The following is an 18527-nucleotide window of genomic DNA, read 5'->3' as shown; positions in this document are numbered from 1 at the left end:
TCCCGCTGGCGGGAGAGCAGGGCAAAACGTCGCGCTTACCTACGTCTCTATCTGCGTCATTACCTGCGTCGTCACTGATGCGCCGCCAGCGACAACCCCAGCAGCCGCTGCTGCAACGTGTCATCCTGCGCCAGTGCCGCCATGTCGCCGGCATGCACGATGCGCCCGTCATCCATCACCACCACCGTATCGCCCACCGACTTCGCCATATGGAAGTTCTGCTCCACCAGCAGGATCGACACGTCGGTCTGCTTCAGTTCGCGGAACACGGCGATCATGTTCTGGATGATGGCCGGCGCCAGCCCCTTGGTCGGTTCATCCACGATCAGCAGCTTGCGCGGCTCGATGATGGCGCGCGCCACCGACAGCATCTGCTTCTGCCCGCCCGACAGCACGCCGGCACGCTGCTGCCAGAACGTCTTCAGCGCGGGAAACATACGGAACACCCACTCCAGGCGCTGCGCGTCGATGGCACCGCTGCGCGCGGCCAGCCACATGTTTTCAGCCACCGTCAGGTCGGAAAACACACTCATGTTCTCGGGCACGTAAGCGATGCCTGCCTGCGCGATGGCGGGCGTGCCGTGCCCCGTGATGTCTGCCCCATCGAACGCCACGGTGCCCGCACTGGCCCGCCACAGGCCCATGATGGTGCGCAGCGTGGTGGTCTTGCCCGCGCCATTGCGCCCCAGCAGCATCGTCACGCCGCCGCGCGGCACCTCGAAGCTCACGCCGTGCAGGATGTGGTACGGGCCGATATGGGTCTGCACGTCGCGCAGCCGCAGGATCGGCTCGGCGTTTGCGTGTTCATGCATGGCCTGCTTCCGCGCTCGCGCCGGCTTCCGCCACGCCCAGGTACGCCTGCTGCACGATCGGCGAGGCAATGACCTCCGCCGGGTTGCCGTCGGCCATCAGCGTGCCGTTGTGCAGCACGATGATGCGGTCGGCCAGCGAGCGCACCACGTCCATCTTGTGTTCCACCAGCAGCACGGTCCTGCTCCGGTCCTGCCGGATTTCGCGGATCAGGTCGAGGATCACCGGGACCTCGTCCACGCTCATCCCGGCCGTCGGCTCGTCGAACATGAAGATGCGCGGCTGCAGCGCCAGCAAGATGCCGACCTCCAGCTTGCGTTGGTCGCCATGCGGCAGCGCGGCCACCGGCAGGTGTCGCTTGCCGGCGAGCGCCACTCGATCCAGGCAGGCCTCGGCCTGCGCGCGCACGCCGCGGTGACTGGTCCACATCGACAGCAGGTCGATGCCGCGCTGCTGGCGCGCCTGCACCGCCAGCCGCACGTTTTCCAGCACCGGCAGGTTCGGGAACAGGCTGGTCAGCTGGAAGGCGCGTCCGATGCCGCGGCGTGCCCTTTGCGAAACCGGCAGTCGCGTCACGTCCTGGCCATCGAGCAGGATCTGCCCGTCACTGGCCGGCAATTGCCCCGAAATCAGGTTGAAATAGGTCGTCTTGCCCGCGCCGTTGGGGCCGACGATGCATGTCAGCTCGCCGGGCCGGAACGCGCACGACACCGCGTTGACGGCCACGTGCCCGCCGAAACGGATCGTGAGCCCGCGCGTTTCCAGCATCGGCGGCCGCGCCCGGTTGGCTGCCACGACCATCAGCGATGGTTGCGGATCGGCACATTCATCTCTTCAGGCCTGATCTCGCGGACCAGTTCGGGCACGCCCCAGGCGAAGGCCGGGTCCACCTTGATCCTGAAGTGGTACATCGACTGCATCGCCTGGTGGTCTTCCTTGCGGAAGACCATCCGGCCCTTGGGCGTTTCAAACGCCATGCCTTCCATCGCCGTGATCAGCTTTTCCGAGCTGGTGTCGCCGCCGGTCTTCCTGAGCGCCTCCACCAGCGCGATGCCGGCCGACATGCCGCCGGCCGTGAAGAAATCAGGCGGCGACTTGAACTTGCTGTAGTGGTTCGATACCAGCCACTCGTTGGCCTTGTTCTTGGGAATGCCGAAGTAGTAGTACGTGGCGCCCTCCATGCCCGGGAAGTTCTTGTAGCTGGCCATGGCCGGCAGGATGTTGCCACCGGTGGCGATCTCGATGCCGTAGCGTTTCGGGTCGAGGTCCGCGATCTTGAACGGATTGCCCGCGCCGGCCCAGATGATGAAGATCACCTTGCGGCCCGGCTTGTCCTTGAGCGCATCGAACAGGCGTTGCGCACCGGCGGTGAAGTCGGTGGTGTTGGTCGGCAGGTATTCCTCATGGACGATCTTCGCGTTCTTCAGCGCGCCCCTGAACGCCTTCACGCCATCGCGGCCGAAGGCATAGTCCTGCGCCAGCGTGGCAATCTGCACGCCGGGCTTGTCCAGCGCCACGGCATTGGAAATGGCATCCTGCGAGGAATTGCGGCCGGTGCGGAAGATATAGCGGTTCCACTTGTCGCCGGTAATGGAGTCGGCCACGGCGGGTTCGACCAGCAGGATCTTCCTGTACTCCTCCGCCACCGGCAGCATGGCCAGCGCCGTGCCGGAAGACGTCGGCCCCAGCGCGATGTCCGCGCGGTCATCGCTGTAGGCCGCGGCAAGCTGGGCCTTGGCCACGTCGGGCTTGCCCTGGGTATCCTTTTCGATCACCACGAGCTTGTTGCCGTTGACGGTCATGGTGCCGTTGGTAGCGTACTCCAGGCCCATCATCAGGCCAGTCTGGGTCTGTCTGGCGTAGGCCTCGAGCGCCCCGGTCTTGTCGTAGACGTGGGCAATCCGGATGTCCCTGGCAAGCACGCCGCCACTGGCGAGCAGGCTGGCGGCCAGCGCCACGGCGTGTACGGCAATGGTGCGGCGTTGCATGGTGGTCTCCTCTTCTGCGGTCTCTCGGTCTCGTCGGTCTTTCCAGCTTCTTGTTTCTGTTCTTGCCTGAAAACTCGCCCGGCCGCTCGGCCGAAGACGGCCATCACCGCGCCTGGAGGCCGTGCGTGATCATGTCGAAGGCGGCATCGACCACCTTGTCCATCGAGGCCGGCCGCTTCCACAGTGCGTAGCGCATGCCAAGGAAATTGCTGATGCCGATCAGGCACCAGGCGCGCACTTCGGCATCGCCGGGGCGGACCTCGCCCTGTTCGGCGGCGCGGCTGAGGCGCCGGCTGTACAGGTCCGCAAAGACCTGGAAGTAGCCGCTATAGATGGTCTCGTCCACCGAATACGAGTCGAGCACGATCCGGTAGAGATTCTTGTGTCGGGAAACAAAGGACAGGAACGCCTTCAGGCCGAGCCGTTCGGCGTCCATCTGGCTGGTGGCCGCTGCCACGTGCTTGCGCAGGTGGGTGCGCAGCAACTCCAGCATGTGCTGGACCAGCGCGCGGAAGACATCTTCCTTGTCCCTGAAGTACAGGTAGAAGGTCCCCATGGCCACCTTGGCTTCCTGCGTGATCTCGGAAATCGATGCGACGTAGTAGCCCTTCTCGCCAAACACCTTCTCGGCGGCACGCAGCAGCGATTCGCGGGTCTTCTGCCCGCGCGCGGTCTTGGGCGGGCAGATGCCGGAGTCAGTCCTGCCGGATTCGGTCTGGGACATCGTGTCTCCACTGTGGCGCTCGGGCGCCCTCTGTGTGTGAAACCAGCACGTCAAACCAGCGTCTGATAGCCGCGTCCCGCGACCTGCCCGCCGCCCTGCCTCCTCTGCCCGGGGCGGCACCGCGAAACATGATGGCTGATTCATGTTTCATCGTATAGAGGGCCGGCGGCGGATGTCAATTCATGGCTTTCCCGTATCACGCGGCACCCGCGCGCCGCAGTTGGCCACGCTGCTGCGCGCCCGTCCGTGCGTTCAGGCCAGGAAGCGGTAGGTCCACAAACCCAGCGCGGCGAGCAGCAGCGAGCCGCCCAGGTGGCTGGCCACGTGCAGCAGCGCCCAGCCGTAGTCGCCGGACATCAGGTTGGCCAGCGCCTCGCTGGAAAAGGTGGAGAACGTGGTCAGGCCGCCAAGGAAGCCCGTGATGGCCAGCAGCCGCCATTCGGGCGGCAGGCCGGGATGGGAATCAAAGAAGCCGACGGCCAGGCCGATCAGGTAGCCGCCCAGCAGGTTCGCGGCCAGGGTGCCGTAGGGCAAGGCCGGATTCAGGGCGTTCCAGATGACCGAGAACCCCCAGCGCAGCCATGCGCCGAGCGCCGCGCCAACGCCGACCGCCACGAACCCCAGCGGGCCCATCAGTTGCCGCCGTCGCTGCCGGCGTCAGCCCCGCTGGCGTTGAAGGACGGAATCCCCCAGCGCTTCAGGGCCGCCTCGTCGGTCACGCGGGCGTCGACCCAGCGCGCCCCTTCCGGCGTCTCTTCCTTTTTCCAGAACGGTGCCTCGGACTTGAGGTAGTCCATGATGAATTCGCATGCCGCGAACGCATTGCCGCGGTGCGCGGATGCCACGGCCACCATCACGATCTGGTCGAGCGGCAGCAGGGGCCCGACGCGGTGGATGATGGTCACGCCCAGCAGTTCCCAACGCGCGCAAGCGGCGGCCTCGATCTGCGCCAGCGCCTTCTCCGTCATGCCCGGATAGTGCTCAAGCTCCATCGCGCTGACCGCGCTGCCCTCGCTCACATCGCGCACGGTGCCGATGAAGCTTGCGACCGCGCCCACGCCGGGCCGGCCGGCCCGCAGCGCCGCCACTTCGGCGCCGAGGTCAAAATCTTCGCGCTGTACCCTGACGCTCATCTCAGCCTCCGGTTACCGGCGGGAAGAAGGCCACTTCGCAGCCCTCGGCAATCGCCGTATCGGGGCGGGCCACGGCGTGGTCGACGGCCATGCGCAGCGCGCGGCCTTCGGCCAGGGTCTCGGCCCAGGCCCCGCCGCGCGTGCGCAGCCACTGGCGCAACTCGCCCACCGTGCGCACGTCGCCGGGAATTTCCGCGCGCTCCCCGGCAACGCCGAGTTGTTCGCGCACGCTGGCAAAAAAACGTAGTTCGATGTTCATCACGACTTCTTGCACCGTCCACACCGCCCGCTATGCCAGCAGGCCGTCAAACGGAATGAACTGCACGGTATCGCCGTGCGCGATCGCCCGGTCGGGCGGATTGTCGATCAGGCCGTCGCCCCACACCGTGGACGTCAGCACCCCCGAACTCTGGTTTGGGAACAGGTCCAGGCCGCCATTGGCATTGATGCGCGCGCGCAGGAACTCGTTGCGGCGGTCGCCCTTCTTCAGCTCGAAGTCCGCGCGCAGCGGCAGGCGCCGCGGCGTCACGTCGGCCACGCCCTGCAGGCGCAGGATAAAGGGCCGCACGAACAGCAGGAAGGTAACGAAGCTCGATACCGGGTTGCCTGGCAAGCCCAGGAAAAACGCCGGATCGCTCGCGCCGTTGCTGACCTGACCGAACGCCAGCGGCTTGCCCGGCTTGATGGCGATCTGCCACATGTCCAGGCGGCCCTCGGCTTCCACCGCGGGCTTGATGTGGTCTTCCTCGCCGACCGAGACGCCGCCCGACGTAATGATCAGGTCATGGCCCTGCGCGGCCTTGCGCAGCGTCTCGCGGGTAGCGGCCAGGGTATCGGGCACGATGCCCAGGTCGTTGACTTCGCAGCCCAGGTTTTCGAGCAGGCCGCGCAGCGTGAAGCGGTTGGAGTTATAGATGGCGCCCGGCTTGAGCGGCTCGCCAGGCATGGCCAGTTCGTCGCCGGTGAAGAACACCGCGACGCGCACGCGCCGCACCACGTCCAGCCGCGCCTGGCCGACCGAGGCGGCAAGGCCCAGCGCCTGCGGCGTAAGCCGCGTGCCGGCGGGCAGGATGACACTGCCCGCCTCGATGTCCTCGCCAGCGCGGCGGATCCATTCGCCGGACTGCGGCACGTGGTTGACGATGACGTCGCCGCCATCCGCCACGCACTGCTCTTGCATCACCACAGCATCGGCGCCGGGCGGGATCAGGCCACCGGTGAAGATGCGCGCGGCGGTGCCCGGCGCCAGTTCGGTGCCAACATGGCCGGCCGGTATGCGCTGCGACACCGGCAGGCGCGTGCCCGCGGCCGGCACATCGGCGGCGCGCATCACGTAGCCGTCCATCGACGTATTGTCGGCGGGCGGCACCTGCAGGGAACTGGTGACCGGAGCGGCCAGCACGCGGCCGTTGGCGGCCAGCGTGTCGACGTGTTCGACCTGGGCCAGCGGACGGGCGGCGGCCAGCAGGGCGTCAAGCGCCTGGGCCATGGTCAGCATCGGGGGGCGGGAAGACGCTGCAGCTTGGGTCATGGTGGGATGTGTGGGTTCGGAGCGCCCATGAAAAACGGCCCGCGCATTGCGCCGCACGGCGTACTTCGACTGGTGCGGGCAATCCGGGGGCCGGGTCTGGGCCACGGCTAGCCTGATTGTAGCGAGTTGGCGCCGCCAAGGCATGCGGCGGCGCCGCAGGCGCCCGCGCTTACAGGCCGGTGTGGCCGGCGATGAAGGCCTTGATCTGGCTGACGTCGTTGGCCATCACCTCGAAGCGCTGCGGCAGCTTTTCGATGCCTTCGAAGGCCGCCGGACGCTCCGGCTCATGGCCCAGGGCTTCGCGGATGGTGTCGGCGAACTTGGCCGGCAGCGCGGTTTCCAGCACCACCATCGGCACGCCTGCGCTGAGATGCTCGCGCGCCACCTTGATGCCATCGGCAGTATGGGTATCGATGGTGATGCCATAGCGCGCCGACAGGTCGCGAATGGTCGCCACGCGGTCCTCGTGCGTGCTGCGGCCCGAGGCAAAGCCGAATTCGCCGCGGATGCGTTCGAATTCCGGCGTACCGGACAGGTCGAAGCCACCCTTCTCTTCCACGTCGCGGAACAGCGCAGCCAGCTTGCCGGCGTCCTGGCCGAGCAGGTCGAAGATGAAGCGCTCGAAGTTCGACGCCTTCGAGATATCCATGCTCGGGCTCGACGTATGGTAGGTCTCGGCCGACTTGCGCACGCGGTAGGCGCCGGTGCGGAAAAACTCGTCGAGCACGTCGTTCTCGTTGGTGGCCACCACCAGCTTGTCGATCGGCAGGCCCATCATGCGCGCGATATGGCCGGCGCAGACGTTGCCGAAATTGCCCGACGGCACGCAGAACGACACCTTCTGGCCCGGGCCCGACGTCGCCAGCAGCCAGCCCTTGAAGTAGTACACCACCTGGGCCACCACACGCGCCCAGTTGATCGAGTTGACCGTGCCGATGCGCTGGCGGGCCTTGTACTCGAGGTCGTTCGAAACCGCCTTGACGATGTCCTGGCAGTCATCGAACACGCCTTCCACCGCCAGGTTGAAGATGTTCGGGTCCTGCAGGCTGAACATCTGCGCGGTCTGGAACGCGCTCATCTTGCGGTGCGGGCTCAGCATGAACACGCGGATGCCGCGCTTGCCGCGCATCGCGTATTCGGCGGCGCTGCCCGTGTCACCCGAGGTGGCGCCCAGGATATTGAGCTCCAGCCCGGCACGGCCCAGCGCGTACTCGAACATATTGCCCAGCAACTGCATGGCCATGTCCTTGAAGGCCAGCGTCGGGCCGTTGGACAGGCCCAGCAGTTGCAGCTTGGTGCCACCCTCTTCGCCGAGCGTGCGCAGCGGCGTGATGTCGGCGGTGTTGTCGCCGGCGCGGGCGTTGCAGTACACCTCGGCGGTGTAGGTCTTGCGCGTCAGTGCGCGCAGGTCCGCGGCCGGGATGTCGTCGCAGAACTTGCTCAGGATCTCGAACGCCAGGTCGGCGTACGAGAGCTTGCGCCACGCTTCCAGCTCGTCGGCGGTGACCTGCGGATACTTCACCGGCAGGTACAGGCCGCCATCCGGCGCCAGGCCGCCCAGCAGGATCTCGGAGAACGTTTGCGGCACTTCATGGCCGCGGGTCGACTGGTATTTCATGGGTCCGGAATATCCTGCCGCTCAGTTCAGTTCTTCCATGCGCAGGCGCGTGACCGCGGACAGCACGGTCGGCAGCGACTCGATCTTCGCGATGGCGGTATTGACCTGCTTCTCGCGGGTCACGTGGGTCAGGATGATGATGTCGGTCTGCGGCTCGCCCTCGCGCGATTCCTTCTGCAGCATCGCGTCGATGGAGATGCCCCCTTCGGCCAGGATGCGCGTGATCTCGGCCAGCACGCCGGTCTCGTCGGCCACGCGCATGCGCAGGTAGTAGGCGCTGTTGATTTCCTCGATCGGCAGCACCGGCACGTTCGACAGCTCGTCGGGCTGGAACGCCAGGTGCGGCACGCGATGGCCCGGGTCGGCGGTATGCAGGCGGGTCACGTCGACCAGGTCGGCGATCACGGCCGAAGCGGTCGGCTCGGCGCCGGCGCCCTTGCCGTAGTACAGCGTGGCGCCGACGGCGTCGCCCTGCACCAGCACGGCGTTCATCGCGCCTTCCACGTTGGCGATCAGGCGCGAGGCCGGCACCAGCGTCGGGTGCACGCGCAGCTCCACGCCGTCATCGCGGCGGCGCGTGATGCCCAGCAGCTTGATGCGGTAGCCCAGTTCCTCGGCGTACTTGATATCAGTCGCGGCCAGCTTGGTGATGCCTTCCACGTGGGCCTTGTCGAACTGCACCGGCATGCCGAAGGCGATGGCGCTCATCAGCGTGACCTTGTGCGCGGCGTCGACGCCCTCGATGTCGAAGGTCGGATCGGCCTCGGCGTAGCCGAGCTGCTGCGCTTCCTTCAGGACCGTGTCGAAATCCAGGCCCTTGTCGCGCATCTCGGACAGGATGAAGTTGGTGGTGCCGTTGATGATGCCGGCGATCCACTGGATGCGGTTGGCGGTCAGGCCTTCGCGCAGCGCCTTGATGATGGGGATGCCGCCCGCCACCGCCGCTTCGAATGCGACGATCACGCCCTTGCGGCGCGCGGCTTCGAAGATCTCGTTGCCGTGCACGGCCAGCAGCGCCTTATTGGCGGTGACCACGTGCTTGCCGTTCTCGATGGCCTTGAGCACCAGCTCGCGTGCAATGCCGTAGCCGCCGATCAGTTCGATCACGATGTCGATGTCCGGGCGGGTCACCACCACGTTGGCGTCGCTGACGATCTCGACTTCGCCGTTGGTCAGCTCGCGTGCGCGCTCGGTGTTGAGATCGGCCACCACGGCGATCTCGATGCCGCGGCCAGCGCGGCGGCGAATTTCTTCCTGGTTGCGCTTGAGCACGTTGAACGTGCCGCTACCGACGGTACCGATGCCGAGCAGGCCAACTTTGATGGGGTTCATGGACAATCTGACTCTAGGTTGCTAAGGATGAGATGCAGCGGCTGCCCGATCAGGCAGCCACCTTGCCGTGGCGTTTTCGGTACGCCTCCAGGAAGCGCGCGATGCGGTTGATCGCCTCGCGCAGGTCTTCCTCGTGCGGCAGGAATACGATCCGGAAATGGTCCGGCTTGTCCCAGTTGAAGCCGGAGCCCTGCACCAGCAGCACCTTGGACTCCTGCAGCAGTTCATAGATGAACTCCTGGTCATCCTGCACCGGGTACATCGACAGGTCCAGCTTCGGGAACAGGTACAGCGCGGCCTTGGGCTTGACGCAGCTGACGCCGGGAATCGCGGTGATCAGCTCGTACGCCAGGTCTCGCTGGCGGCGCAGGCGGCCGCCTTCGGCCACCAGGTCGTTGATGCTCTGGTAGCCGCCCAGCGCGGTCTGGATGGCCCACTGCCCCGGCACGTTGGCACACAGGCGCATCGAGGACAGCATGTTCAGGCCCTCGATATAGTCCAGCGCCGGGCGCTTGTCGCCCGACACCACCATCCAGCCGGCCCGGTAGCCGCACGAGCGGTAGTTCTTCGACAGGCCGTTGAACGTCACCGTCAGCACGTCGGTCGAGAGCGAGGCGATCGAGGTATGGGTGTTGCCGTCGTACAGGACCTTGTCGTAGATCTCGTCGGCAAAGATGATCAGCCCATGCTCGCGCGCGATCGCGACGATCTCCAGCAGCAGTTCGTCCGAGTACAGCGCGCCGGTCGGGTTGTTCGGGTTGATGATGACGATGCCCTTGGTGTGGGGCGTGATGCGGGCGCGGATATCGTCCGGGTCAGGCATCCACTCGTTGGACTCGTCACAGATATAGTGGACCGGCGTGCCGCCCGACAGGCTCACCGCCGCAGTCCACAGCGGGTAGTCCGGTGCCGGCACCAGGACCTCGTCGCCGCTGTTGAGCAGCGCGTTGACCGCCATCACGATCAGTTCCGAGGCGCCGTTGCCCACGTAGATGTCTTCCAGGCCGACGCCCTGGATATTCTTCTGCTGGGTGTAGTGCATGATCGCCTTGCGCGCGGCGAAAATGCCCTTCGAATCCGAGTACCCCGCCGAATTCGGCAGGTTGCGCATCATGTCCTGCTGGATTTCCTCCGGAGCATCGAAACCGAATACGGCCAGGTTGCCGATATTCAGCTTGATGATCTTGTGTCCCTCTTCCTCCATCTGCTTGGCCTTTTCCAGCACCGGGCCACGGATGTCGTAGCAAACGTTATTGAGTTTGTTGGATTTCTGGATGGGTTTCACGGCGATGTCGGCGGAGGCGAAAACTGCCGCGTCGGCGGCAGCGAAAATGGGAATCCGGATGGAGTGTCTCGTGGGCGCCGTCCGTTGCGATGCAACGCAGTCTCGCCGCGAATGTGGCAGACACGGAGGCAAAAGCTATAATTTATCGGATTATGACAGACTTCGGCAGCAATTCTTGCATTGCAGCGTGCCCCGGCGAAACCCGCCACCGGCACCTGCATCCTGCCGCCAACCCGCTGCCTGCCCGCGCTGCCGGCCATCCGCCACGCGGAGAAGGCCGCATTGCCCGCCAGACAGCCTCCGGGGCCCCCAATTGAAACTTCACGCCGACCAGCCACAGGCGCTCAATACAGTCACCGCCTATGGGCCGGACTACATTGAAATCAACCTGATACGTCACACGCAATCCATCCTGGTTCTCCCCGAGGGCGAGATCCGTCCGTGGCCAGTGGACCGCTTCGAAGACCTCGAACCCGCGCACTTCGAGGCGCTGGCGGCGCTGGGGCCCGAAGTCGTGCTGCTGGGCACGGGTTCGCGCCTGCGCTTCCCGCACCCACGGCTGACCGCCTCCTTGGCCCGCAAGCATGTCGGGGTGGACGCCATGGACATGCAGGCCGCATGCCGCACCTACAATATCCTCATGGCAGAAGGCCGCAAGGTGGCCGCCGTGCTGCTGCTGGAGCCGCTGAAGCCGAAAGCCGCAGGCAGCTGAGCCGTCATTGGCCGGACAGGAAAAGTTAAGGAGGCGCCACGCTTGAAGTCCGGGCGCGCGCCCCAATCTGCTCCCCTCGCGACCCAGGCGCGCTGCCCGTGCAGCCTTGGTCCGGACCCTCGCAGCCTCTCCGATCCTGCCCCTCCCCTGGAGCCAAAACAATGACAGTCAGTCTCAACAAGGCCGTACCCGACTTCAGTGCGCCGGTCACCGGCGACGGCAGCACCTTCCGCCTGTCCGAACAGCGCGGCAAGACCCTGGTGCTGTACTTCTACCCGAAGGACAACACCCCCGGCTGCACCACCGAGGCCATGAACTTCCGCGACCAGCACGACGACTTCGTCAAGGCCGGCGTGGCCGTGTTCGGCATCTCGCGCGACAGCCTGCGCTCGCACGAGAATTTCAAGGCGAAGCTCGAGCTGCCGTTCGAACTGATCTCGGACCCGGACGAGACGGTCTGCACTCTCTTCGATGTCATGAAGATGAAAAAGCTCTATGGCAAGGAGCATCGCGGCGTCGAGCGCAGTACTTTCATCGTCGACAGCAAGGGCATCCTGCGCCACGAGCTGCGCGGCATCAAGGTGCCCAACCACGTCGACGAGGTGCTGGAGATCGTTCGCGGCCTCTGACACGCCTTGCGCATGGGCGCCGGCCAACGAGGTGGCGAGACGAGCCGATTTGGCATCGCCGCGACACCGCGCCTGCCTCGCGTGACTGGCAATTGCCAAACCGAAAACCTTCGGATACATTGGCTCGTAATGAGTTCAGATTCCGGACGCCACGCTGATTCGACTTCCTGGCCCAGGCGGTTCGCGCCGCAGGCCGGTAGCGGATCTGCCGTGTCGCAGGTCCGCATGCAAGCCGCCAAACCTGTATTGCAGGGATGGCGGCTTTTTTGTTTATCCGATGCCCCGGGTGCCTCGCGCGTGCATGCTCCGGTGGCCGCTGGCATTCTCCTTGCGAGATGCCGCACGGATAGTTCCGCCCCCATCTTGTCCCCCTGAAAGGAAAGCCAAGCATGCCGCTGCCTACCATGCCCGCCAAGCCTGCCCAATTGCTGGATCCGAGCGAGTTCGCTCCGGTCTCCGCGGTGCCCAAGGCCAAAGCCGTCGCACAGGGAAAGAAACCTGTGCCGGCACTCGAGCGCGTGGCATTGCTGGAAACCGGTGAAACCGGGGCGCCTGCCGCGCGCGCCGCCACCGGTACCCGCGCCCGCTCGACCCCCACTCCAACCGTGCCGCAAACGCCCGTCGCCACGGCACCGGTCAGCCTGGTCAAACCCGCGGCGGGTCCGACGCGCCGCGCACGCAAGGCAGAAGGCCCGAGCAAGCTGTTCGTACTCGACACCAACGTGCTGATGCACGACCCGAGTTCGCTGTTCCGCTTCGAGGAGCACGACGTCTATCTGCCGATGATGACGCTCGAAGAGCTCGACAACCACAAGAAGGGCATGAGCGAAGTCGCGCGCAACGCGCGCACCGTCAGCCGCACGCTCGATTCGCTGGTGAGCGACACCGGTGGCGCGCTCGACGAAGGCCTGCCGCTGGCCAAGCTCGGCAACCGCGACGCGCAGGGCAAGCTGTTCTTCCAGACCCGGCTCAACGACATCAAGCTGCCCGAGGGCCTGCCGCAGGGCAAGGCCGATAACCAGATCCTGGGCGTGGTCAGCGCGCTGCAGCAGCAGTACCCCGAGCGCGAGGTCGTGCTGGTGTCGAAAGACATCAATATGCGCATCAAGGCGCGTGCGCTGGGTCTGCCTGCCGAGGACTACTACAACGACCAGGTCCTGGAAGACAAGGACTTGCTCTACGCGGGCGTGATGCAGCTGCCCGGCGACTTCTGGACCCGGCATGGCAAGGGCGTCGAGAGCTGGCAGGACCCGAAGACCGGCGCGATGTTCTATCGCCTGACCGGTCCGCTGGTGCCCTCCTTCCTGGTCAACCAGTTCGTCTACCTGGAGCCGGTGGATGGCAGCCTGCCGCTCTACGCGCAGGTCAAGGAGATCAACGGCAAGACCGCGCTGCTGCAGACGCTCAAGGACTACACGCACCACAAGAACAATGTGTGGAGCGTGACGGCCCGCAACCGCGAGCAGAACTTCGCGCTCAACCTGCTGATGAACCCGGACATCGACTTCGTCACGCTGCTCGGCCAGGCCGGCACCGGCAAGACGCTGCTGGCGCTGGCGGCGGGCCTGGAGCAGGTGCTGGACCAGAAGCTGTACAACGAGATCATCGTCACCCGCGCGACCGTGCCGGTCGGCGAGGATATCGGCTTCCTGCCGGGCACCGAGGAAGAAAAGATGCAGCCGTGGATGGGCGCGTTCGACGACAACCTCGAAGTCCTGCAGAAGAGCGATGACAGCGCGGGCGAATGGGGCCGCGCGGCAACCCAGGAGCTGATCCGCTCGCGCATCAAGGTCAAGAGCATGAACTTCATGCGCGGCCGTACCTTCGTCAACAAGTTCGTCATCATCGACGAGGCGCAGAACCTGACGCCGAAGCAGATGAAGACGCTGGTCACGCGCGCGGGCCCGGGCACCAAGATCATCTGCCTGGGCAATATCGCGCAGATCGATACGCCGTACCTGACCGAAGGTTCGTCGGGCCTGACCTACGTGGTGGACCGTTTCAAGGGCTGGAGCCACAGCGGTCATATCACGCTGGCACGCGGCGAGCGCTCGCGCCTGGCCGATCACGCCGGCGACGTACTGTAGGGCGTGCCGCTGGCCTGCCCTGCGGCAAGGCCGGCGGACAGAATTCGGACCCCGGCCTGCGCGCCGCGGGCACCGTTTTGTGTTCGCGATGGGATCGCTCGACAGGAGGTGTCGATGAGTCGTCAGCAACCGCCAGGCCAGCACCATCCCAGCGCGCAGCGCGCGCGCGCCGCGCTTCACCCATGGGGCCGCAAGCGCATGCTGGCGCTCGCCGCGCTGACCGCCGCGGGCATGGCGCTGACCGCCGCCTGGCGGCCCGCGCGCGCGGGCGACCAGATGGTGATCCGTACCATGGGCCCGGTGAGCTATGTCTGCGGCGGCGTTGCCGAAGACGAGCGTACCGAGATGGCGGGCCTGGAAAAGAACTTCAACATGGGCATCCTGTTCACGCAGGGCAGCAACGGCGAATTCCTCTCGGACGTCGCCGTACGGCTGTTGCGCGACGAGCAGGAGGTCGCCGCCTTCCGTGCCACCGGTCCACGCTGCCTCATACGTGCGCCAGAAGGCAGCTACAATATCGAGGCCAGTTACAAGGGCCAGACCAAGACCATCAAGATCGGCACCGGAAGCCGCGACGCTCAGTTGCGCTGGTAGCGGAAAGATCCGGGTCAGGGCTGGCGACCGACCCAGACAGGATGCCTTCGCGCCGTTCCCTTGCCCTTTGCGCCATCCGGCTGCGCCTGCCCGCGGTTCCTGCCGCGGCGCGGCTGCCGCTGCTTTGTGCGGCCGCCCTGCTGCTGGCGGCATGCGCCGGCACACCCACCTCCCGCCATGGCAATCTGTCCCGTACGCCGGGCAAGCCGATGAACGACCCGAGCGCCGGGCTGGAAGAAATCTCCATCCAGGCCATGTCGCTGGTCGGCACCCCGTACCGCTACGGCGGCAATACCCCCGACAGCGGCTTCGATTGCAGCGGACTGGTGCGGTACGTGGTCGCACGCGCCGCCAACGTCAGCTTGCCGCGCACCACCGAAGCCATGGGTACGCGCGGGTCGGCACTGGACCGCAGCGAGGTGGCATCAGGCGACCTGGTCTTCTTCAACACCACGGGCCGCGCCAACTCCCATGTCGGCATCTACGTCGGCCAGAACCGCTTCGTGCACGCGCCGTCCAGCGGCGGCACCGTGCGCCTGGAAGACATGGGCAAGTCTTACTGGGCATCGCGGTACAACGGTGCGCGACGCGTGGTGGCGGCGATCAACCAGCCGCTGCCGGCCCCGACCCCGGCCCCAGCTGCGAACCCGGCCCCGGCTCCCGTACCGCCGCCGGCGGTCCGGCCCGAGTCCGCGCCTCCTGTCGACGACGACCCGATCGCCGCCTTCGCCAACCAGTAGGACGCCATGAACGACAAAGAGCCAGGCACTTGCCTGGCTCTTTGTCATGCCCGGAGGGTCCGCCCTGCCTTACAGGATATGGCGGCCGATCCACCACGCAATCGCGGACATGAACGCGGAAGCGGGAATCGTCAGCACCCAGGCCCAGACGATATTGCCGGCCACGCCCCAGCGAACCGCCGACATCTTCTGCGCGGAGCCCACGCCGACGATCGCGCCGGTAATCGTGTGCGTGGTCGACACGGGCACGCCCAGCGCCGAGGCGAGGAACAAGGTCAGCGCCCCGCCGGTTTCGGCGCAGAAGCCGCCGACCGGCTTGAGCTTCGTGATCTTCTGGCCCATGGTCCGCACGATCCGCCAGCCGCCGAACAGCGTACCCATGCCGATGGCCACGTAGCAGCACACGATCACCCAGACCGGCGGCTCGCCACCGGCGGCAACATGGCCGCTGGCGATCAGCAGCATCCAGATGATGCCGATGGTCTTCTGCGCATCATTGCCGCCGTGGCCCAGGCTGTAGAGCGAGGCCGACGCCAGCTGCAGCCGGCGGAACCAGCGGTCCACGCGCGACGGCGGCGTGCGGAAGAAGGTCCAGCCCACGATCACCATCATCAGCGACCCCAGGATGAGGCCCAGCAGCGGCGAGATCACGATGAACGCCACCGTTTTCAGCAGCCCGTTGCCCACCAGCGCGCCGGTACCCGCCTTGGCCACCGCTGCGCCCACCAGGCCGCCGATCAGCGCATGCGAGGACGACGACGGAATGCCGTAGTACCACGTGATCGCATTCCACGCGATGGCCCCGACCAGCGCACCGAATATCACGTAGTGGTCGACGATATTGATGTCTACGGTGCCGGTACCCACGGTGGCTGCCACCTTCAGGTGGAAGATGAAGATCGCGATCACGTTGCACATAGCCGCCATCGCCACCGCATGGTGAGGCTTGAGCACGCCCGTGGAGACCACTGTGGCGATCGAGTTTGCCGCGTCGTGGAAGCCGTTCATGAAGTCGAACAGCAGCGCGAGCGCGACCAGCAGCCCGATCACCCACAGGCTCATTTGAATGGTTTGCATTGCCGATTCCGCCTCAGGCGTTTTCCAGGACGATACCTTCAATGATGTTGGCCACGTCCTCGCACTTGTCGGTAATCGTTTCGAGCTGTTCGTAGATGGCCTTCAGCTTGATCAGGCGCTTGACGTCGGTCTCGTCGCGGAACAGCTTGGACATGGCCGAGCGCATCACGCGGTCGGCTTCCGATTCGAGCTGGTCGATCTGCTGGGCGGTCTTCAGGATGGTGCTGGCATTGCCCATGTCTTCGAGCAGGCCGACCGCGATCTTGACCTGGTCGCAGCATTGCACGCAGATGGCCGCCAGGCGCAGCGCCTCATCGGTCAGGCTGGTCACGTCGTACAGCGAGATGGTTTCAGCCACGTCTTCCATCAGGTCCAGGATGTCGTCCATGGTCGTGATGAGCTTGTGGATCTCGTCGCGGTCCAGCGGCGTGATGAAGGTCTTGTGCAGCAGGTCGATGGTGTCGTGCGTGATCCGGTCGGCCTTCTTTTCGGTCGCCTGGACACGGCGGGCATGCGCCTCGGCATTGGGCAAGTCGTTGACCAGTGTCTGCAGTTCGTGGGCGGCGGTCACCGCGCAGTCGGCATGCTGGTTGAAGTATTCGAAGAACTTGCCCTCGGTGGGCATGAATCGGCCGAACATGGAATGTTCCTTGTCGCAGCGCAGTGACGCCGCTTGGTTTGTTGCTGGAGGTTGCGCAATGCATCGCGCGACAGCGGCATTTCCGGCCGCTGTCATCAAAGCGCAATATTTTACAGGGTTGTAGCGGCAATGCCTGCCAATATGTCGCAAACGAGACGCTCGATTGCCGGCAGGCTTGACTTCAGTTGTCGTTGTCGAAGAAGGCCGGGCCGCCGCTGAAGTTATCGAACTTCGTGAACTGCCCCAGGAAGGTCAGGCGCACCGTGCCGATCGGGCCGTTACGCTGCTTGCCGATGATGATTTCGGCCGTGCCCTTGTCCTGGGAATCAGGGTTGTAGACTTCGTCGCGGTAGATGAACAGGATCACGTCGGCATCCTGTTCGATAGCGCCCGATTCACGAAGGTCGGACATCACCGGGCGCTTGTTCGGACGCTGTTCCAGGCTTCGGTTCAGCTGCGACAGCGCAATCACCGGGCAATTCAGCTCCTTGGCCAGGCCCTTGAGCGAACGGGAGATTTCCGAGATTTCGGTCGCCCGATTTTCACCGCCGCCGGAGCCGGACATCAGCTGCAGGTAGTCGATGATGATCAGGCCGAGTTGCCCGCACTGGCGCGCCAGCCGGCGCGAGCGTGCACGCAGCTCCATCGGATTCAGCGCCGGCGTCTCGTCGATGAAGAGCTGGGCGTCGTTCATGCGCTGGATGGCATGGGTGAGGCGCGGCCAGTCTTCGTCCAGCAGCCGGCCGGTACGCAGGCGGTGCTGATCCAGGCGGCCGACCGAACCCAGCATACGCATGGCCAGCTGGGTGCCCGCCATTTCCATGGAGAACACCGCCACCGGCAGCCCCTGCTCCACGGCCACGTGTTCGCCGATGTTCAGCGAAAACGCCGTCTTGCCCATCGACGGACGACCCGCCACGATGACCAGGTCGCCGGCCTGCATGCCGCTGGTCATCTTGTCGAGATCGATGAAGCCGGTCGGCACGCCGGTCACGTCGGTGGTCGAGTCGCGGTGGTACAGTTCGTCAATACGCTCCACCACCTGCGTCAGCAGCGGCTGGATTTCCTGGAAGCCCTTCTGCCCGCGCGAACCCTCTTCGGCAATGGCGAAGACCTTGGATTCGGCCGCATCGAGCAGCTCGCGGACTTCACGCCCCTGCGGCGCGAAGGCCGACGAAGCGATGTCGTCCGCCACGGTCACCAGCTTGCGCAGCACCGCGCGCTCGCGCACGATCTCCGCGTAGCGGCGGATGTTGGCAGCGCTGGGCGTGTTCTGCGCGAGCGAATTCAGGTAGGCCAGTCCGCCCACCTCCTCGGCCTTGCCAGCCACCTGCAGCATTTCGAAGACGGTGATGACGTCGGCGGGCTTGGTGGCCGAGATCAGCTTCGCGATGTTCTGGAAGATCAGCCGGTGGTCAAAGCGGTAGAAATCCGCTTCGGAGATGAAATCGGCAATGCGGTCCCAGGCGGAATTATCCAGCAGCAGGCCACCGAGCACCGATTGCTCGGCCTCGATCGAATGCGGCGGTACCTTGAGACTTTCAAGTTGGGGGTCAGCGACGGGCGCGTTCATGGGGTGGGATTATACCGGCGGGCGGACGCTGCCCGACTGACATTTGAGCTGCAA

The 18527-nt window shown here is 65.6% G+C and carries 19 protein-coding genes; 5 read left to right on the top strand and 14 right to left on the bottom strand.

The window, feature by feature from the left end; all coding sequences use genetic code 11:
- Nucleotides 1–71: 71 nt before the first annotated feature.
- The 11 genes from KHO22_RS01450 to KHO22_RS01400 form a co-directional block, all read right to left on the bottom strand.
- Nucleotides 72–812 carry an ABC transporter ATP-binding protein gene (locus KHO22_RS01450; protein ID WP_211945304.1) on the bottom strand — a complete coding sequence of 247 codons (741 nt, stop codon included), beginning with the start codon at nt 810–812 and terminating at the stop codon, nt 72–74.
- Nucleotides 805–1578, bottom strand: a complete 774-nt coding sequence (locus tag KHO22_RS01445; RefSeq protein ID WP_211945474.1) for an ABC transporter ATP-binding protein — start codon at nt 1576–1578, stop codon at nt 805–807. The genes KHO22_RS01450 and KHO22_RS01445 overlap by 8 nt, the downstream gene beginning before the upstream one ends.
- A 32-nt stretch (nt 1579–1610) precedes the next feature.
- Nucleotides 1611–2798, bottom strand: coding sequence for a substrate-binding domain-containing protein (locus tag KHO22_RS01440; RefSeq protein ID WP_211945303.1), 1188 nt, complete (start codon nt 2796–2798; stop codon nt 1611–1613).
- A gap of 103 nt (nt 2799–2901) precedes the next feature.
- Nucleotides 2902–3522: a TetR/AcrR family transcriptional regulator gene (locus KHO22_RS01435; RefSeq protein ID WP_211945302.1), complete on the bottom strand. Its 621-nt coding sequence runs from the start codon at nt 3520–3522 to the stop codon at nt 2902–2904.
- Nucleotides 3523–3774: 252 nt separating this feature from the next.
- Nucleotides 3775–4155, bottom strand: coding sequence for a fluoride efflux transporter CrcB (crcB, locus tag KHO22_RS01430; protein WP_211945301.1), 381 nt, complete (start codon nt 4153–4155; stop codon nt 3775–3777).
- Nucleotides 4155–4655 carry a molybdopterin synthase catalytic subunit MoaE gene (gene moaE / locus KHO22_RS01425; RefSeq protein ID WP_211945300.1) on the bottom strand — a complete coding sequence of 167 codons (501 nt, stop codon included), beginning with the start codon at nt 4653–4655 and terminating at the stop codon, nt 4155–4157. Before moaE ends, crcB begins: the two co-directional genes overlap by 1 nt.
- A 1-nt stretch (nt 4656) precedes the next feature.
- Nucleotides 4657–4914: a molybdopterin converting factor subunit 1 gene (moaD, locus tag KHO22_RS01420; protein ID WP_211945299.1), complete on the bottom strand. Its 258-nt coding sequence runs from the start codon at nt 4912–4914 to the stop codon at nt 4657–4659.
- A gap of 30 nt (nt 4915–4944) precedes the next feature.
- On the bottom strand, nt 4945–6186 hold the full coding sequence (locus KHO22_RS01415; protein WP_211945298.1) for a molybdopterin molybdotransferase MoeA: 1242 nt from the start codon (nt 6184–6186) through the stop codon (nt 4945–4947).
- A 169-nt stretch (nt 6187–6355) separates the two neighbouring features.
- Nucleotides 6356–7804, bottom strand: coding sequence for a threonine synthase (gene thrC / locus KHO22_RS01410; protein ID WP_211945297.1), 1449 nt, complete (start codon nt 7802–7804; stop codon nt 6356–6358).
- 21 nt (nt 7805–7825) lie between these two features.
- Nucleotides 7826–9136: a homoserine dehydrogenase gene (locus tag KHO22_RS01405; protein WP_211945296.1), complete on the bottom strand. Its 1311-nt coding sequence runs from the start codon at nt 9134–9136 to the stop codon at nt 7826–7828.
- Between the two features lie 49 nt (nt 9137–9185).
- Complete coding sequence (locus KHO22_RS01400) at nt 9186–10421, bottom strand: pyridoxal phosphate-dependent aminotransferase (RefSeq protein ID WP_211945295.1); 1236 nt, start codon at nt 10419–10421, stop codon at nt 9186–9188.
- A 313-nt stretch (nt 10422–10734) separates the two neighbouring features.
- Between KHO22_RS01400 and KHO22_RS01395 the strand changes: the two genes are divergently transcribed.
- The 5 genes from KHO22_RS01395 (at nt 10735) to KHO22_RS01375 (ending at nt 15183) form a co-directional block, all read left to right on the top strand.
- Nucleotides 10735–11133, top strand: coding sequence for an Mth938-like domain-containing protein (locus tag KHO22_RS01395; protein ID WP_211945294.1), 399 nt, complete (start codon nt 10735–10737; stop codon nt 11131–11133).
- Between the two features lie 161 nt (nt 11134–11294).
- A complete protein-coding gene (locus tag KHO22_RS01390; protein ID WP_211945293.1) occupies nt 11295–11762 on the top strand; it encodes a peroxiredoxin in 468 nt (155 codons plus the stop codon).
- Nucleotides 11763–12151: 389 nt separating this feature from the next.
- Nucleotides 12152–13849, top strand: coding sequence for a PhoH family protein (locus KHO22_RS01385; protein WP_211945292.1), 1698 nt, complete (start codon nt 12152–12154; stop codon nt 13847–13849).
- Between the two features lie 114 nt (nt 13850–13963).
- Complete coding sequence (locus KHO22_RS01380; RefSeq protein ID WP_211945291.1) at nt 13964–14443, top strand: hypothetical protein; 480 nt, start codon at nt 13964–13966, stop codon at nt 14441–14443.
- A 41-nt stretch (nt 14444–14484) separates the two neighbouring features.
- Entirely contained in the window at nt 14485–15183 is a 699-nt protein-coding gene (locus KHO22_RS01375; protein WP_211945290.1) for a C40 family peptidase, read from the top strand.
- 69 nt (nt 15184–15252) lie between these two features.
- Here KHO22_RS01375 and KHO22_RS01370 read toward each other — a convergent pair whose 3' ends face one another.
- The 3 genes from KHO22_RS01370 to KHO22_RS01360 form a co-directional block, all read right to left on the bottom strand.
- Complete coding sequence (locus KHO22_RS01370) at nt 15253–16260, bottom strand: inorganic phosphate transporter (RefSeq protein WP_211945289.1); 1008 nt, start codon at nt 16258–16260, stop codon at nt 15253–15255.
- A 13-nt stretch (nt 16261–16273) separates the two neighbouring features.
- Nucleotides 16274–16900, bottom strand: coding sequence for a DUF47 domain-containing protein (locus KHO22_RS01365; protein WP_011298163.1), 627 nt, complete (start codon nt 16898–16900; stop codon nt 16274–16276).
- 181 nt (nt 16901–17081) lie between these two features.
- Nucleotides 17082–18473: a replicative DNA helicase gene (locus KHO22_RS01360; RefSeq protein ID WP_211945288.1), complete on the bottom strand. Its 1392-nt coding sequence runs from the start codon at nt 18471–18473 to the stop codon at nt 17082–17084.
- Nucleotides 18474–18527: the final 54 nt, after the last annotated feature.

The sequence above is a fragment of the Cupriavidus yeoncheonensis genome, from assembly GCF_905397275.1.
Classification (GTDB): domain Bacteria; phylum Pseudomonadota; class Gammaproteobacteria; order Burkholderiales; family Burkholderiaceae; genus Cupriavidus; species Cupriavidus yeoncheonensis.
Note: the sequence above shows the minus strand (reverse complement) of the source record. Positions and strands in the feature narration are given on the sequence as shown.

What these genes read in the sequence shown, in the direction of transcription:
- KHO22_RS01405 (WP_211945296.1), bottom strand. Translation starts at nt 9,136, where the DNA reads ATGAACCCCATCAAAGTTGGCCTGCTCGGCATCGGTACCGTCGGTAGC.
- KHO22_RS01450 (WP_211945304.1), bottom strand. Translation starts at nt 812, where the DNA reads ATGCATGAACACGCAAACGCCGAGCCGATCCTGCGGCTGCGCGACGTG.
- KHO22_RS01375 (WP_211945290.1), top strand. Translation starts at nt 14,485, where the DNA reads ATGCCTTCGCGCCGTTCCCTTGCCCTTTGCGCCATCCGGCTGCGCCTG.
- moaE (WP_211945300.1), bottom strand. Translation starts at nt 4,655, where the DNA reads ATGAGCGTCAGGGTACAGCGCGAAGATTTTGACCTCGGCGCCGAAGTG.
- KHO22_RS01360 (WP_211945288.1), bottom strand. Translation starts at nt 18,473, where the DNA reads ATGAACGCGCCCGTCGCTGACCCCCAACTTGAAAGTCTCAAGGTACCG.
- KHO22_RS01440 (WP_211945303.1), bottom strand. Translation starts at nt 2,798, where the DNA reads ATGCAACGCCGCACCATTGCCGTACACGCCGTGGCGCTGGCCGCCAGC.
- KHO22_RS01370 (WP_211945289.1), bottom strand. Translation starts at nt 16,260, where the DNA reads ATGCAAACCATTCAAATGAGCCTGTGGGTGATCGGGCTGCTGGTCGCG.
- moaD (WP_211945299.1), bottom strand. Translation starts at nt 4,914, where the DNA reads ATGAACATCGAACTACGTTTTTTTGCCAGCGTGCGCGAACAACTCGGC.
- thrC (WP_211945297.1), bottom strand. Translation starts at nt 7,804, where the DNA reads ATGAAATACCAGTCGACCCGCGGCCATGAAGTGCCGCAAACGTTCTCC.
- KHO22_RS01385 (WP_211945292.1), top strand. Translation starts at nt 12,152, where the DNA reads ATGCCGCTGCCTACCATGCCCGCCAAGCCTGCCCAATTGCTGGATCCG.
- KHO22_RS01445 (WP_211945474.1), bottom strand. Translation starts at nt 1,578, where the DNA reads ATGCTGGAAACGCGCGGGCTCACGATCCGTTTCGGCGGGCACGTGGCC.
- KHO22_RS01390 (WP_211945293.1), top strand. Translation starts at nt 11,295, where the DNA reads ATGACAGTCAGTCTCAACAAGGCCGTACCCGACTTCAGTGCGCCGGTC.
- KHO22_RS01380 (WP_211945291.1), top strand. Translation starts at nt 13,964, where the DNA reads ATGAGTCGTCAGCAACCGCCAGGCCAGCACCATCCCAGCGCGCAGCGC.
- crcB (WP_211945301.1), bottom strand. Translation starts at nt 4,155, where the DNA reads ATGGGCCCGCTGGGGTTCGTGGCGGTCGGCGTTGGCGCGGCGCTCGGC.
- KHO22_RS01415 (WP_211945298.1), bottom strand. Translation starts at nt 6,186, where the DNA reads ATGACCCAAGCTGCAGCGTCTTCCCGCCCCCCGATGCTGACCATGGCC.
- KHO22_RS01365 (WP_011298163.1), bottom strand. Translation starts at nt 16,900, where the DNA reads ATGTTCGGCCGATTCATGCCCACCGAGGGCAAGTTCTTCGAATACTTC.
- KHO22_RS01435 (WP_211945302.1), bottom strand. Translation starts at nt 3,522, where the DNA reads ATGTCCCAGACCGAATCCGGCAGGACTGACTCCGGCATCTGCCCGCCC.